The sequence below is a fragment of the Kordia sp. E genome (genome assembly GCF_056033805.1).
Genome location: NZ_JBRASR010000003.1, coordinates 1 through 16947 on the forward strand (window position 1 = coordinate 1; position 16947 = coordinate 16947).

13 protein-coding genes are annotated in these 16947 nt (G+C 32.3%); 2 read left to right on the forward strand and 11 right to left on the reverse strand.

The window, feature by feature from the left end; genetic code table 11:
* Positions 1-500 precede the first annotated feature (500 nt).
* Entirely contained in the window at positions 501-887 is a 387-nt protein-coding gene (locus ACUUYC_RS13205; RefSeq protein WP_474266383.1) for an HU family DNA-binding protein, read from the reverse strand.
* 372 nt (positions 888-1259) lie between these two features.
* On the opposite strand from ACUUYC_RS13205, the gene ACUUYC_RS13210 reads away from it, so the two are divergent.
* On the forward strand, positions 1260-3056 hold the full coding sequence (locus ACUUYC_RS13210; protein WP_474266384.1) for an AAA family ATPase: 1797 nt from the start codon (positions 1260-1262) through the stop codon (positions 3054-3056).
* Between the two features lie 237 nt (positions 3057-3293).
* Here the strand turns inward: ACUUYC_RS13210 and ACUUYC_RS13215 are convergent, their stop codons facing one another.
* Positions 3294-6002 carry a carboxypeptidase regulatory-like domain-containing protein gene (locus ACUUYC_RS13215; protein WP_474266385.1) on the reverse strand — a complete coding sequence of 903 codons (2709 nt, stop codon included), beginning with the start codon at positions 6000-6002 and terminating at the stop codon, positions 3294-3296.
* A gap of 80 nt (positions 6003-6082) precedes the next feature.
* Positions 6083-6922, reverse strand: coding sequence for a GLPGLI family protein (locus tag ACUUYC_RS13220; RefSeq protein WP_474266386.1), 840 nt, complete (start codon positions 6920-6922; stop codon positions 6083-6085).
* 262 nt (positions 6923-7184) lie between these two features.
* On the opposite strand from ACUUYC_RS13220, the gene ACUUYC_RS13225 reads away from it, so the two are divergent.
* Positions 7185-8039, forward strand: coding sequence for a hypothetical protein (locus ACUUYC_RS13225; protein WP_474266387.1), 855 nt, complete (start codon positions 7185-7187; stop codon positions 8037-8039).
* A gap of 206 nt (positions 8040-8245) precedes the next feature.
* On the opposite strand, the gene ACUUYC_RS13230 is transcribed toward ACUUYC_RS13225, so the two are convergent.
* From ACUUYC_RS13230 to ACUUYC_RS13265, 8 genes are all read right to left on the reverse strand, one after another.
* Entirely contained in the window at positions 8246-8812 is a 567-nt protein-coding gene (locus ACUUYC_RS13230) for a hypothetical protein (RefSeq protein WP_474266388.1), read from the reverse strand.
* A 476-nt stretch (positions 8813-9288) separates the two neighbouring features.
* Positions 9289-10041, reverse strand: coding sequence for a LytR/AlgR family response regulator transcription factor (locus ACUUYC_RS13235; RefSeq protein WP_474266390.1), 753 nt, complete (start codon positions 10039-10041; stop codon positions 9289-9291).
* Between the two features lie 168 nt (positions 10042-10209).
* Positions 10210-13260, reverse strand: a complete 3051-nt coding sequence (locus tag ACUUYC_RS13240; RefSeq protein ID WP_474268495.1) for a ligand-binding sensor domain-containing protein — start codon at positions 13258-13260, stop codon at positions 10210-10212.
* Positions 13247-14092, reverse strand: coding sequence for an SH3 domain-containing protein (locus ACUUYC_RS13245; RefSeq protein ID WP_474266391.1), 846 nt, complete (start codon positions 14090-14092; stop codon positions 13247-13249). Before ACUUYC_RS13245 ends, ACUUYC_RS13240 begins: the two co-directional genes overlap by 14 nt.
* Positions 14093-14278: 186 nt before the next feature.
* Positions 14279-15328: a hypothetical protein gene (locus tag ACUUYC_RS13250; RefSeq protein WP_474266392.1), complete on the reverse strand. Its 1050-nt coding sequence runs from the start codon at positions 15326-15328 to the stop codon at positions 14279-14281.
* Between the two features lie 216 nt (positions 15329-15544).
* Positions 15545-15760, reverse strand: coding sequence for a hypothetical protein (locus tag ACUUYC_RS13255; protein ID WP_474266393.1), 216 nt, complete (start codon positions 15758-15760; stop codon positions 15545-15547).
* Positions 15761-15976: 216 nt separating this feature from the next.
* Positions 15977-16348: a cupin domain-containing protein gene (locus ACUUYC_RS13260; protein WP_474266395.1), complete on the reverse strand. Its 372-nt coding sequence runs from the start codon at positions 16346-16348 to the stop codon at positions 15977-15979.
* A complete protein-coding gene (locus tag ACUUYC_RS13265; protein ID WP_474266396.1) occupies positions 16338-16934 on the reverse strand; it encodes a hypothetical protein in 597 nt (198 codons plus the stop codon). Before ACUUYC_RS13265 ends, ACUUYC_RS13260 begins: the two co-directional genes overlap by 11 nt.
* Positions 16935-16947 lie beyond the last annotated feature (13 nt).

Sequence of the window (16947 nt, forward strand, 5' to 3'; positions counted from 1 at the left end):
GAACCAAAAAATCAATTCTGTATATAGGAAATTGCTGCGCATCATTCACTCACAGAGCTACATGCGTTAAGCTGCGCTTCGCACTTCCGCTTGCTCGTTCATTATTTCTTAATACAGACGGAAGTAAGCGAATGCCTTTTGTTTTAGTATAGAACACACAAAATTAAATATTCAATTTAAACTCTAATGGTAGTTCGATTATAAAAAGGTTTAGTAAAACTAAAGTTTAGCCTGTAAGTTTATCCTTTGTTCATTTTTTCTTGATAAAAAACGAACCAAAAAATCAATTCTGTATATAGGAAATTGCTGCGCATCATTCACTCACAGAGCTACATGCGTTAAGCTGCGCTTCGCACTTCCGCTTGCTCGTTCATTATTTCTTAATACAGACGGAAGTAAACGAATGCCTTTTGTTTTAGTATAGAACATTTAAAATACCTAGTGTAACTATCGAGATGCAGTGAAAATGTAGGCAAGCAAAGAACATAAAATAACAGATGTTACGAATGCTTCTTAAACGTCACAGCTTTCATACGTTTCTTAAACTCTACACTAGGTCTAAAGGTGACATTCACTCCTTTAATAGATTGTGCATTTACGGCTTCGGGCGTGTCTTTTCCTTCGCTACGAATATGTGTGGTAAACGTCCCAAAATCGCCCAACGAAATACTACTTCCTTGGCACAAATACTCTGGTAACAAATGCACCAAACCTTGCAATACGGCAATCGTGTCTATTTCAGTAACGGTAGAAATTGCTGCTAGGCGTTCACTCAATTGTTTTAAATCAATCTTTTGGCGTGCTGTGGTAGATGCATAATATTTCTTTGTGCCACCACCAGACACACCTGGTGTTCCGCGTTCTATTACTTTATATTTTATTGCCATTATTGGGTGTTTTTATATGTCTTCTCAAGTAGTTTTAAACATGACTACCTTACATTTTAATCTTTTCTTAAAGATAAAAATAATATTTACTAGGTAGCAAAAAAAAGTTTACTAAGTAGTAAAATAGAATTTACTAGGTAGTAAAATATGAAAACTATTTGACAATGTATACTAAAACTCAAGAGAAACTATAGAAAAGGATAGGAGAAAAGGATTGATTACTGCTGAGGTGCTTAAGAAAATTGTTTGAGGTTTTTTATTGTGGTTACGGGAATCCGTAAGATTAGGAATATATAGAGTTCTACTTTTACAAGAATAATAGGAGTTTTTTTAAAGCTCTTATTATACAAATGTTACTATAAAAACTCAAGAATGAAATTAGAAAAAATACAGATTAGAGGATTTAGAAAATGTAAGAACCTTGATATTTTACTTGGAGACGCTTCCTTTTTAATTGGAGAGAACAACGTAGGTAAATCTTCTGTTTTAAGAGCAATAGAACTACTTTTAACTGTCAATACTCCTAAATTGGAAGATTTTTCTAAATTATTTAATGATGAAACTAATTGTATAGAGAATATTAGTTCTGAAATAGAGATTACAGGAACTTTTTATAATGTTCCAACTGATGCAGATAATTGGATAGGTTTTAAAGGAAGAGTATTTATTGAAAATGGAGATCGAAAGATAAAATATAGAAAAACTTTTTCTTCTAATAAGCCAAAATATGAAATATGGCAACAAGATAAAGAACTAAAAACTTCAATTTTTGACGATTCAAAAATAACTATCAATTCTATAATAAAAAGCGGTATTAATGAAGATATTACTAATCAGCATTTTTCTGATATAGATAATTCGCAAAACTTGAAAGTTGCAAAATTTAAAAGTTTACTAGATTCATTTTTACCTATTTGGGATTTTAAAGAAACTTTTAATTGGATAAATAATCCTGGAGGAATACCTCAAAATGTAATATCAAAACTTCCAAAGTTCATATTAATTCCAGCTGAACACAAAGCAAATGAAATAGATAGTAATAAAAAGACAGCACTTGGAGAAGTAATGTCTACTATCTTTGATGATGTAGTTGAAAGTTCAGAGAATTTTGATAAGGTTAAAGAATACTTTGGGGAACTAGAAAAAGAAATTGATACAGAAAATACAGAAACTACTTTTGGAGAATTAATGGTGAAAGTTAATCAGACAATTAAAACCATTTTCCCTGATTCGGAAATCCAAGCTAAAGTCAATTTATCAGACCCAAGTAGTTTTTTGAAACCTAGATATGATATTAAATTAGGGTCAAATATTATGACTGATGTTTCTTATCAAGGAACAGGGATGATTCGTTCAACTGCTTTTTCACTTCTTAAATTTAGAGAAGATTGGAAAAGGGAACGTGACGGGGATTTAAGAAATTTAATAATATGTTTTGAAGAACCAGAACTATTTTTACATCCAAATGCAGCAAATCAAATGCGTAATACAATTTACGAACTTGCAGGTTCTGACAATCAAATAGTTTGTACTTCACATTCTCCTTTTATGATTGATTTATCTAGAGAGAATGAAAATCAAGTAATAAACAACATTTCTATAAATAGAGACACTTTTGTTAGCTCAACAGCCTTCTCTATTACAGAAAAATTTCAAGCCTTATTAGAAGATGAAAGGCATTATGTAAAAATGTTAGTGAAAATTGATGATTACTTTGCTAGAGCATTTTTCGCAAAGAAAATTGTAATAGTTGAAGGTGATACTGAAGATGTTGTTATTAGAAAATCTGTTAGTACTTTATCAACAGAAATTAAAAATAAAATAAATTCAGATTTTCAATTTATAAAGGCTAGAGGAAAAGCTACTATTCCGCCATTAATAAAATATTTTGAAGCTTTAGGTATTAATAATTACTTTGTGATTCATGATAGAGACAAAGGTGTTCAGCGCGCAGAGGATGTTAACCCAAGAATTTTAACAGCAATCCGAACAGAAGATAAAAGAATAATGCTTAAAGAGTGTATAGAAGATAGTTTAGGCTATAATGCACCTTCAAAGGATAAACCGTATAAAGCATATTTACAAACTAAAGATTGGAATACTTTTGAAGATATACCTGATAACTGGAAAGCTATATTAAGAAGAATATTTGAAGGATATATAGAATGACCGATAGATAACATAGTTCATTACTTCTAAATTTTCTATTTGGAAATTTCGCAAGGATTTTCATGTTAAGAAACCATACAGAAACCTTTATATTTAACCAAAAAAAATCTTCTTAAAAAACAATTCAATTCTAATAATTACTATTTTAAGTAAAAATATAAAAAAACCGAACAACAAAGTCTCACAATTGTTGCTCGGTTTTTAACTAACTAGTACTACGGACTATCTTTATATATTTTATAACGTATAAATAAATCGGAAGGTTACAAAACGTGGTTGTATAAACGTTTCCGAAGTAAATACCGATAAATTATTTGCTGTGTTTCGTACTTGCGAACTAATGTCTAACAAGTTGGTTGCTTTAATTTCATATTCCCACTTCGCATCTCTGTCTTTTCTGTATGAAAGTGTCGCATCCCAGTTTTGGAACGATTGCGATTCTCCATTTCCTAAATCTTGATTTGTATAGGTATAATCTGTACGGAACGTAATTCGTTTCCAGATATACGCATCAAAATTGATAGAAGGCGCAGTTGTTACAAACTTTGTTTTACGACCACCTTGCGTATTATTCGTTACGCTGTAGCGATAACGCACACTCACATTTGGTGCATCTCTAAAGTTTGTACGTACGCTAGGTGTGTATGTTTGCGTATAACCTTCATTGAGCGATTGCTGTCCTTGAATAAACTGATTAATCTTGCTATAATTGAAACTAGCATTTAAGCTTGCTCTGATCTTTCCAAACGTTCGTTGTACACGTCCAAAAACATTCACGTTTTCGTCTGCGAAATTAGAATTGAAAAATGTATTTGTTCGAATAACACTTTCAAAATTTGTTAAACTTCGTATCTGATCAATATTACTTGAATACGATGCTCTAGCAAACACATTGGTATAATTAAACAAATTAAAACTTGTATATACTAAGCTCACATTGTGTGATAATGCATTCTGTAAATCGGGCTCACCAAATTGATAACTATTAAAGTTATTCATGATCAAACCTTCTGCCAATCGTGTAACGTCCGTAAACTGATTACGCATGTCGTATCGTAAAGTTAATGCTTCACTCTTTTTAAATTGAATTCGTGCTTCAAAATCTGGCAATACTCTAAAGAAGTTGTCTTTATAAGTTTCTCCAAACTGTGTGTTTTTATTTCCGTATGCATGTACTGAGAATCCTGGTGTAATAGTAAATTTACCAGTCTTTAAGCGGTAATGTACACCAACATATATATCACTAAAATTATATTCTGTATCGTTGGTAATGCGTCCATTGTTGAAACTTGGAATTGGATTGAACTGAACTCCAGTACCACGGAATTGGAAAAGATTAGAGTTGAATTCTTGACGACTCAAAATAGTTCCGAATGTAACGTTGATGTTACTCTTAGCATTTAAAATATTATAATAATCGAGTTTGGCATCTAATTGATTCGATTTAATTCGTCTGTTTTGAGCCAAATTATAATTATCTAAAGTAGTATCCAATCCTAACGCATCCGCCGTAGTATCAAAAGCACTATTAGGTCCATTATCTAATTGTGCATTATAAAATGGATCTTCATCTTTAATTAAATGCTGCGCTTCAAAAGCTAGAATATTTGTTTCGTTAATCGTATAATAATAGTTTATATTTTGATTGATGCTAAATGGTTTTACATTATTAAATTGATCTGTATTTCCAATCACAGAAGAAAACACACCTTGTACTTGTGAATCGTTTGAAGTACGAGCCAAAACATCATAATCTAATTGATTATTAAAGTTAGGTTTATAGGATGCACTTAGTTTTGCAACTCCTTGATCAGAACGTTCTCTGCTTCGTTGTTCGGTAGCTTCATCAGGAATCCCCAATGCTGGATCTGTATATTGTACAAAACTTGTTTCTTTGGAAAGAATACGACTGCTATTGTAAATAAGGAATCCGCTTAAATCCAATGCTTTGTTTGGAGAATAACTAAAGTTTCCTGTAGCTAACTTATTTTCAATTTCTAATGCATTTCCTTGATTTGTTAGGAAGTTTAAACCATTATCACCAAGATTAATACTTGTTCCGCTACTTCTACTTGGCGCTCTAAAACCACCACCAAAACCTCTAATATCACGACGCGATAAGGCAACTTCACCAATATTATTTAAATCACCAATAAAATTAATACTGTATTCTGGACTGTAATAGAAGAGTTTGGGTTGTACTAAATAGAGTTCATTATCAGGAGAAGCACCGCCACCAGCAGTAACATTTCCAAACCAGAAATTTTCTTTTCCTTCTTTTAGTTTGATATTGATTGCTACATTATCTTGATTGTTTGTAACACTTCTTAGCTGACCAACTTCTGAATAATTACGCAATACTTGTACTTTGTCAACAGCTTTAGATGGTATATTTTTGGTAGCAAGTTTAGTATCTCCATCAAAGAAATCCTTTCCGTTTACCATTAACTTATTCACAACTTTTCCTTCTACTTCTATCTGACCATCTTCATTAATTTCTACACCAGGTAATTTTTCAAGAACATCTTCTAGCTTCCGTTCGGTACCATTTTTAAAGGAGTCAGCATTGTATATCAATGTATCTCCTTTAATCGTAACAGGCATTTCATAGGTAAGCTCTACCTTGTCTAAGGTATTTCCTTCATTAAGAATAAAATCTTTTTTGATATCACTTTCTTTAATGACAAGTGAATCTTTGAAAGTAGTCAATCCAATGTAACTAACTTGAATATTGTATGTGCTATTCTTTTTTAACTTTAATGAATACTTTCCGTTTTGGTCCGTAATACTATATGATTCTAATGCACTTGTTTTTTTATTAATAGCGATAACATTTGCTAATTCTAAAGGCGTTTTTAAACTGTCTCTGACAATTCCTTCAACTTTTACTTGTGCAAAAGTGCAGTTCGCTATAAAGAATAGGATAATACAAAGTATTTTTTTCATGAGTGTTTCTGGTTAGTTTTTGTAGTTCATTTTAACTTAGACTACATAGTAGAGCAAAAGTTTAATATTAAATTAAAATTTTAACCTCTTCTTCTTCCTCGGTTGTTTCTCATTTCAAGCATTTTTTTCTGAATAGTAGCTTGGTACTCATTTTTTGTAATTTCTTTTCCTTTATCTGGTGCTTCAATTTTAATCTGCTCACCTGAATTTATCACAATTTTAGAACATAACATGGTTGTGTTTCCAGCACTTACTTCTAAAATTAAACCAGGCAATCCCCAATATTCTGCAGGTCCGTGACTCACTGGAATTTGTGCTGTATACCATGCTTCAATTTCAGTCATTTTAATTGTTGGTTCTTTTGTTTCTTCCGTTGTTCCATCTGCATTTTTCTTTGGAGCGGCATTTCGTAAGTCTGCCCATGAAAAATTAAACCAAGTTAAGTCGCTCGTTGGAATCGAAGCTGTAGCTTTAAAACACATGTATTGTCCTATTTGCTTTGTTTCTTTCCCCATTTTCCATTCTATTGCTTGTAATTTGTCTTTTACTAAAAACTTTTTACCATAAAATTCTTGGCTTTGTACTAATGCATTTTCTTTTACATTTTTATATTGATAACCTCTGGAGAAATTACTTCCCCAAGAATCTGTTGCACCTGAAACGGCATCAAGTTTGTCTTCTTCTTTAAAAACAGAAGCTTCTTTATTAAAACTTAATACGTATGATTTCTGTAAACGATTCTTTAAACGTGCAGCAACATCTTTTTTCTGAGCTTCACTCATGCGTGCGCCCCAACTTCCTAATTCCATTTTAGTTTTAGAAAAATAATAAGCCTGTCCTTGAAATTCCTGAACATTTGCTTTAAATGATAGTAATAGTATAAATGATAGGCAAGACAATTTTAGTAGAAGTGATTTCATGGCTAGTGTATAAGATTATTATTGTTTAACAAATATACGAAAAGATTAAACAAAATAATTGAATTCTTAAAAAAATTAACATTACTTTAAGTGTAATGCATTTATAGTCAATTCATAACTATACTATAAAAATATGTGAAAATCGATACTAACCATAGCTGTTGATTCATAGTGTATTACGAAATTGCCTTTTAGAGATGTAATTTTTTTCTTATATTTAAGATAATTCAGAATCATCATTAAATACTTAAAAAAGCTGATTATGCATACACATGCAGATAAAATACAAAATGAAAAAAGTAAGGCCGCTGCAAATACTGTCACGCAAAAGCAGCATAAAAAAAAGTCTACTTTTCAGTTTGAAGACAATCGTTCAGAAGCAATTGTACAAAGAAAGCTGCATGAAAAGATGCGTAATCACACACCAACAATTCAAAGAAAAGCTTCTCAGCAAGTAACGAATACTAATGGTTCTGTAACCCAATTGGGGAAGTGGACAAAATCAAAAGCAGAAAAATATAAAAAGCATTTAAGAAAAAGAGCTCAAACACGTTGGGACAAAGGAAAGCGTAAAGGCTCTTTAAAACTTGTACGTAAATATGTGAAAGCACGTCAATTGGCAAATCCTGGATGGTCTCCTAAATTAGCAGATTCGCCAACATCAGGACATCATGTACCGCCATTGGCATTGTCTAATAAGCATAAAGGAGCTTATGTGTATGGTAAGCGTGGAAGTAAAGGAGAGAAATCACGTAAAAGAGTATACTTTAGTGGGAAAAAGAAGAGAAGAAGAGAAGCACATTGGATGGCGCATGAAGCAGAGGCAATGCAAGGAATCAATAGACAAACTAAGTTTTCGGGGACAGACATGGAACTTGGCGATAAAATGATATTGGCACATGATGGATTGACTACCATGGACGGAAAGGAGATTAAAGTTCGGAAACGATCTCAAACTAGTAAATCAAAACCTAAAAGAAGATCTCTTGGTAGCGCAACGCGTTCTATAGTTAAATCTAGAGCAGGAAAATCAAGTATGGTAATTGATAGTGATTCAGAGGATAGCGAACCAGAATCTGATTTTGAAGATTTGGGTTATGATTCGGATAATTATTAAAATTGATCAGAAGAAGAATCTTCCGATTCAAATTCCTCTTCTGATGATTGATTTGCTTTATGGTAATAAAAAGTTGTCTATCGGTAGGGTAGATAGTGGCTTTCCTGTTTTATTATAGTAAAGAAACAATAAAATAGCTATAATGTTTTTTTCATAACTAGGATAAGGGCTCTTTTCGAAGAGCTTTTTTTGTTTTTATAGTATTTCTAAGGTTTTATACAAGATATTCTCCAAAATGGAAACACTACTTTTTCAGTAGTATCAACCCATTCGCCAATCCATTTGTAACCTTTGTCAGTGATGTCATAAAACGTTAAACGTGAAAAGCCATCCGTACCATTTGGTGCTTTTTGCGGTTTGTATAACACAATTTTTCCATCGTCAGTTTTGTTTCCTTTCCATGAAGATAATGTTGGAGTAGCTGTTGCAGAAGCATAGTAATGTACATACCATTGCAAACTATCTTTACTAAATTGTCGGATGCTTCCCGAATGTCTTCCATCTGCTTTTATAGTTTCATCCTGAATTGCCATTCCATTCATGATATACTTAAATTTCCAAGCAGTTTTAACGGGTTTTCCCCAAGTACCATCGGGTTTTCTGCGTTCCGATTTACAATCGCATGCACCAATCATTAGTTTGTAATCATCTAATTGAGCAGGCGCTTTTGGATTTTTACTTCCATACGGATTCGTTTCAGAAGGTTCGTGTTCGTTTTGTGCTGTAGTCAGCATCACCATTCCTAGAAATAGGAGTGTAGTTAGTATTCTCATAATATTCGCTTTTTGATGAACTTGAAGATAAGGAATTCTAAACTAATGAAAAAAGGAGGTAGGTTTTAAAAAGATTTTGAGAAATGTAACGGAAAGAATACATCAAAAAGATAAACTTTTTTTAGAGTATAAAGGAAGAAAATGAAAAATAGCGAACCGAAGTTCGCTATTAAAATTAAAGACATACACGAACAACTCTCGTTAAAGGATATCTTACAGGTTGTTGTGCATTAGCATTTGCATTGCCATTTGCGCCTCCAGTTACATTACTGCTTTCCATCATAGTAATGACCTGTTTGTTCAGTTTTAAACTTTTTAAATTTTGTTTTTTCATAATAATAAATTTTTAATGTTTATACCTGTTAGGGTAGAAAACTAAAAATCATTACCCAGAAAATGAAAACAATTTCAATGCGTAAAATAAATTAGTATGATTTTGGTATTTTGAGTTGTGTTTTTGAATCTTATATCAAAAACTACTTCCTATGAATACTACTTAAAATCTCCATCACTTCTACTTTTTTACGAACAGAAACAGGAACAGTACTTTTGTTTTTTAAGAGTAAATAACCACCATCGGTTTTTATGAAAGCTTTGATAAATTGAAGGTTGACTAAATGACTTTGATGCACACGCAAAAACTGATAACTTTTCAGCATGTCTGAAAAATATTTAAGTGTTTTGGTTACAAAAATCTTTTGTCCATCTTGTAAATAGAAGATCGTATTATTACTATCCGATTCGCAACGAATAATCTCATCCAAACTTACAATAATGATTTTGTCTAAGGTGTGAAGTGATATTTTTGTAGGTTTTTCATTTGGAGCCGCCAATGTGTCTTTTAAAATATCCAAACGTTCTTTGTTTGGATGTATCTGACTTTTTGCTTTGTTGATTGCTAACGAAAGTTCTTCTTCTGCATATGGTTTTAAAACATAATCAATAGCCGCAAATTTAAACGCACGAATGGCAAACTCATCACTTGCGGTTACAAAAATGATTTTTGAAGTTAAGTTTGGGAAAATTTCCAATACGTCAAAACCAGAACCGTCGCCCAACATAATATCTAAGAATAAAATATCAGGTTGTTTCTTGCGTAATAATTTAGCAGTTTCTACTACACTTGAAGCAGTTCCAATAATATTTAATTCAGGATGCAGACGTTCAATGTCGCTTTTCAACATATTTAATGCAGCAGGGATATCGTCAACAATTACAGTAGTAAGCATGTGTTTTAGTATTTTAGGTATTAGGTATTAGGTATTAGGTATTAGTGTTGTTATTTCTCGATACTAATTTGTTTCACAAATTCACTCGAAATGACGTTTCTGCAATCAAAAATCCAACAGCGAAGCGATCTAACATCTAACAGCGTCAGCGGTCTAATATCTACGAAGTTAATAGTCCGTTTCTAATGGAATTTTAAATGAAATTTTCGTTCCAGCTAAGGTATGATCTTTTTCAGAAACTTCTTCAATTTTTAATGTATTGCGTCCGGCTAACGATTCAATTCGTTCTTTAGTTACTTGCAATGCCATCGATTGATGATCTGTCTTCGGTTTATTTTGTTGTGATTGTTGAATTCCAATTCCGTTATCTGTCACAGTTGCATACAAAAAGTTAGCGTCCGTTGTAAAATGAACTTTCAGTTCGCCAGGTCTTTGTAATGGCATAATTCCGTGTCTGATAGCATTTTCAACAAATGGCTGAATCAGCATTGGAGGAATTAATACTTCTTCAGGATCTAAGTCTGAACTTACTTCTATTTCATATGAAAAATCTTTGCTTGCCATCAAACGTTCCACTTCTACATAGTTCTTCAAGGTTTTGATTTCTTGCGCAAGCGATATTGAATCTTTTCTAGAATTTGTCAATGTTTCACGCAATAACACCGCAAATGTATTGATGGTCTTGTCCATTTTTGTAATATCATTTCTACTCATGCCTTTGATTCCATTCAAAACATTGAAAATAAAATGCGGATTCATCTGTAAACGCAATGCTTTTTGTTCTAGCGAAAGCAAATGATTTTCTAATTGTAAACGTTCACGAATGGCACGGTTTTTCGCTTTTACACGTTTGATATAGCTGTAAATGATAAAAGCGATAATCAAACCAAGAATTGACCAAAACACATTACGAACCCACGTTTTTTTGTAGAATGGTTGAATGACATGAAATTTGAAGCCAATTGCATCACTTTCCAACCAATCTTTATTACGTGATTGTGCTAAGAAATTATGATCTCCGTAATCTAAGTTTCCAAACGTAATTTTACTTTCTTTCGTCCACGGACTCCACGTTTTATCATCAAACTTGTGGCGATATACAATTGATTCCGGATTGTCTAAATCAACAGAGCGAAACTGAAATGCCATGTTGTTTTTATCTTCGGATAATTGTAATTGTTTGTCAGTATTTGTCCAATCGCGTAAGTCAATTGAATCTAAACTTCTATACTCAACTTCTATGTTTTCAAAATGTATTTGTGGTTTAGACGATTGTTGTTCAGATGTTGAAGGTGCATACTTCGTTAAACCATAAATAGTTCCAAACCAAAGATTTCCTTCGGGATCTTTTGTAATTGCATTATGACAGGTTTCTATTCCTAAAAAGCCATCATTTCTACCATAATGGATAACGTTGGTAATTTCGTTTTTTTTGTTGAGTGTAATTTGATCAACGCCGCCTTCACTTCCTGCCCAAAGTGTACCATTATCATCAAAAATTAATTGATATATATTGTCTGAATATAAATCTTTCTCGCCTTGTAACTGTTTGAATTTTAGTTTTGAAGATAACTCAGAATACCAAATTCCTTTTCCGAAAGTACCAATATACATGTCGTAATTATGAAAACGAATGGTTCCGATTGCGACTTCATTTCCAGTTACATTTGTAGGTTCAATATGTTTTACTTTATCATTTTTAATGTAGCCTAAATGACCTTTGTTGGTAGCATACCAAATACGACCAGTTTCATCACGAGCTAAATCGCGAATTGACAAATCTTTAATACCTTCTTGCGCGCCAAATGTTTTTAGATTGTATAATTGTTTTTTGTCGTAATCATACTGAAAGCGTGCAATTCCATCAGCATATGTAGCAATCCAGATTTGCGAACCGAATATTTTTATATTGCTTACCCAATTGGAAGGTAAACCATCTTCCGACGTAATACTTGCCGTAAATATGTCTTCAATTTTTTGAGTTTCGTATGTGATTTCATCTACAAGTGTGCTGTCATAAACAATAGAATCTCTGATCTTTTTTTGATAGATATAGATTCCTTTTCCTTCTGTTCCTGCCCAAATGCGACCTTCTTTGTCATTGGTTAAGGTTTTTACTTTTTCATCTAAATATTCACTGGTCACCGTTTCTCGATGAATTCCTGTAGAATCAATTGTCATTAAACCAGATTCAGATGTAGAAAACCACAATGTTTTGTTGAATTCGTGAACAGCGTAAATTCGATTTGCAGTTAAACCATTATTTTTTGTGTAATGTCTAAAGTTGTTTTTTTCAAACTTAAATAATCCGCCGCCAGAAGAACCAATCCAGATATTATCTTGTCTGTCTTTAAAAACTTTACGAATGTTGTAAACCGATAAACCGTTTCGTTTTGTAATTGATTTTTCGGGTAAATTATCTGTTAAGTTAATTCGTTTGATTCCTGCATTTGTAGTATTCATCCACAATTCAGCATCATTAATTACCGTAATGCTATTAATTTTTCTAGTATCTGAAACAATTTGAAATCCTTTTTGATTCGGCGTAAACGTAAAAATTCCATCTGTGTAACTTGCTGCAATTACTTTTTGCTTGTATTGTGCTAATGATTTAAAATCGCCATCTAATATTTTCGTGAATGTTGCCGAATTTTCCAAACGATCTGTTTTCCACAATCCTTTTCGCGAAGCAATCCAAAACGAAGTTCCATCAAACAAAATATCATTAATCTGCGTTGCATTGATAGTTGGATTACAATTTAGCGGTTTTGTTCCTTCATCAATTTCGTAATAATACAATCCTTTTTTTGTGCTTAAATATGTTTTCCCGTTTACGGTTTCAATATCATATACTCTTGGAGTAGAATAATTTTTAAAATTGTTCTTTACACGAACGGAAAGTCCTTGTCGTGTTCCAATAAGTAACGTATCTTTTGAAAAATGTAATGCATGAATGTAGTTAGAACCCAAATCATTTTTCTCTTTCCATATGGTAAATGAAAGTCCATCAAAACGTGCAATTCCGCCACCTTGTGTTCCAATCCATAAATATCCTAATTCATCTTGAACGATAGCGTTTACTTGTGATTGTGGCAAACCATCTTTTAATGTATACGATCGCAATTGATTGTTCTGTGCAGCAGAAAACCAAATGTTACACACTAAAAAAACGAGTAGAAGTTGTATGTTAGAAATCAATTTCATATTAGTTTGAAGCATCACGTTTTTTGAATTCTTTTGAAAATTCAGGAACCAATGTTGAACCATTCCATTCATAGGTGCGTCTCATACTTTTGGTTTCAAACCAGCCTTTTTCTTCATCAATAGCTTCCTCTTCTTCTTTGGTAAATATGATAATAGGTTGTCCGTTTTCTTCTTTAAATTTATAGGTAAATTTTTCAATTAAACCATAAATTCCACCATCACCAATAAGCGATAAATCTGCAACTTTGACCAATGTGTAGTCATCCTTCAAAAATAATACCGAATAACCATTTTCAGCTCCGCATGAATCTCCATAATAGTTCACTTCCACAATTTGAACAACATTTTCTAAATCATGTGATTTCTCAAAAGTCAAACCTATATTACTATTCAGAAGCTTTACTGTGGTTTCTGTATGTGCTTTTGTGGCATTGTTAAATACGGTTCTGATATGTAGAACACCTTGTTCGTCATTTAATTGTTTTTTAACGTAAAAATGTTGATTTCCACTTTTTTTATGAGCATTTGCAATGAATTGACCGGCAATAAATCCTTTTTTTCCATTGTGAGTTACTTCATACCAAGCCGTTTTGAAAGTTGAAGTTTCTAAGAATTGATCCGTTTTTTTAAGAATCGTTACTTCATCACCAATTCGTACTAAAGTCACAACAGTTGAAGTTGTATTTGGTTCAGCTCTCAATTTTACATTATCACCATATAACGCATATGTTTTATTGATACTGAAGTTATCATAAACATGTGTAATTTCTTTTTCTTGAGCATACATGTATGTTATGCAGAAAAAGAAAAGAAGTACAATGCTGGTTTTGGGTTTTAATGTGTGCATGAAACAAATATAGGTTAAAATTGATAGGTTTTTTTAGTTCTTATAATAAGTGCAATCGAAAATGCTTATTCCGTAAGTAAGCATTTCGACTGCACTCAATCTAATTATATGATTTCGATTGTCATTCCTGCGAAGGCAGGAATCTATTCCGAAAAGTGGATTCCGCAACGAGTGCGGAATGACACATTATAATTGTGTGTAGTAACGTTGGTTGTCAAACTCTGTGCGAACATATGATAAAGGATTGTTACGTTGCATCATTGGCTTCATTACACAAACTGCTGTTGTTTTTCCTTTTATGATTATTTTTTGACCAACTTTTACAGCTTTCCATCTAAATTTTTCTAACGGAATTCCAGTGTCTTTTACCAATTGACCATATGCTTCGTTGTCGTCTATCCAGTCCATAATTTCGTTCGCATCAGCTAACGTTGGAAGATCTTCATCATCTGAAAATGTTACTTCCCAACGAATTGGAATATTGAATTTGTATGCAAATGCTTTTCCTGGCTCATCTTCTTCTTTTGTTCTAATCGCATCTAACCAGTGAATATCTTCATACGGATAGTTGTGGATAAATTGTTTTGATAAATCTACATTTCCAGGCGATTGTGCTGTTGGATAGTATCCATAAAATGCTTTTGCTAAGAAATGTTTTTGAAACTGTCCATTAAAAACGGTAGCATGTGGCGTTGCAAATACTTTTGGCTGATAGTTCGCCGTAAATGTTTGTTTTAGTATTTGTAAAAGTGCTTTATTTTTTCCTAATTCAGATGTGTGAAAAACGAGTTTGCTATCTTCTGCTAATACATTTTGTAGTTTCGGAAGTTTACTTTCTTTTAAACAGTTTAATAATGATTCATGTGACAAACGTGCGCCGTGAATTGTTGTTTCTAACGAAAGTCCTTGTTTTGCATTTCCTTTATTTACAATATGAATTTCGTTATAATCGTGTTCGTTGTGATTTTTATTTAACCAAGCAATGATTTCTTGAAGCGAAAACGCATCATCTACAATTGTATAATTCTGTGCTTGAAAATGTTTTTTTGCATCTTTATAATACGTTTGTGAACCTTTATCGTAACCTGCGATAAACACAACTGCTTGTTGTTTTGCTACAACTTCGCTTGCTTCCATTGAAGCGATGTTGTTTGTGTCGTCTTTTGTGGAACATGCAAATACTAGTGTTAATACAAGTCCCATGAATGTTGCCATTTTTATTGCTTTTGTTTTCATAGTGTTGTGATTTTAAAATTATACGTTGTTGTTTGTGTTGTTATATTTTTTGTTGATTTAGTGTAAAAATCAGCTTGAATAAGATCAATCTGCTTTCGGATTGAAATCACTATCTGTATTGCTTTTTGAAAACCCACTCTTCAATAACTTTAGATAGTAACCTTTGACAGCCGTCAAAAGTATTCAAGCTGATTTTACCCAACTAACCAACCTAATTTATCTTTTTAGTGTAATAGATGCTTTTTGTTTTATCGGCAACATAATGTGTTGTAATCGCATTCGTTTTGCGAGTGTTGGACTCGAAATCCATTTGCCTTCTTGAAACAAAGCAACCGTGTTTACTTTTCCTTTACTATCAAACTGCAAGTTGATTTGCGAATAGATATTCAAGTATTTTTGAATCATTTTTGTTGCTGTTATATCGTACCACATTTTTCTTTTTCTTTTAAAATTTGTAATTTCTAAGTGCGATTAAGATGACTTTGTTTCTTAATTACATTTCAAATGTAGTGGCAACTTCACGGTTTTTAGGAGTGCTTTTAGAATTCGTTAGTGTTAAACTAGAATTCGTTTTAAAACATAAAAAAAGCAGCAATGATTTGTATCTCATTACTGCTTTGTAGTATTTTTTTTGAATGTATTTTTTTACTATTCTTCTTCTCTATTTACTAAGTCCATAGAAAAAGCAGGTAAGCAAACTGCTAAATATTCACAATCCTCTTCAAATGGATTTGAATATTGAACACGTGTGTTTTTTTCAATTTTGATAGATTGTCCAGCTTCTAGTACAATTGTTTCATCGTCAATAATAAACTGCTTTTTTCCTTTAATGATGTATGTGAATTCATCAAATGCTGGCGTTTGAAACGGTTCTTTCCATTTTGGTGGAGCAACCATATGCGCAATACTCACATTCGGATTTCCATCTGTAGCATTTCCAAAATGTTCTTCAATTAACTTTCCATCTGTCGTTGGAACTACAAAAGGTGCTTTCTGAATATGATACTTTTTAGTGCTCATCTTTAGTATCTTTTTCAGTTTCTGCTGTTTCAGCATGTTCCCAATTGATCATAAAGTATTTTATTCTGGCAGCATCTGGAATTTGAACAGCTTCAATAGTTAAAGTTGGATCGTGACGTAAATCTTCTGGAAGCTCTTTTTTATCAATTGTAAAATATTCGTTTCCTTGAACAATAATCAAAATATTATTCATTGTGTTATAGATATTTTGAATGCTATAGTTTTCATTAATATCCTTGAACGTACTTTTTGTAGAGATTCCTTTTGCTGTTTTAAAGCGTTCATCATGAACTTGAATCGTTTTTATCTTTTCGTTTTTATCATGTTGCTGTCTTGGTGTCAACGTTAATAATTGTTTTCCACCTTTTTCATAAACCAAATATTTATCGTCACCAGCTTGTACATAATCGCCTTCACCAATACGCTTCACCAACGAATCGTTTGCATAGATTGAATCTAATTGTTGTACAGTAATTTCTTTATGTAAATTTCCAATTTGATCTTTCTGAATTAAAAAAGGATCTTCTTTTTTTGCACAACTTGCCAAACAAACAATGATAATTCCAAGGAACAATGCTTTTTTCATCTACTATTTTTAA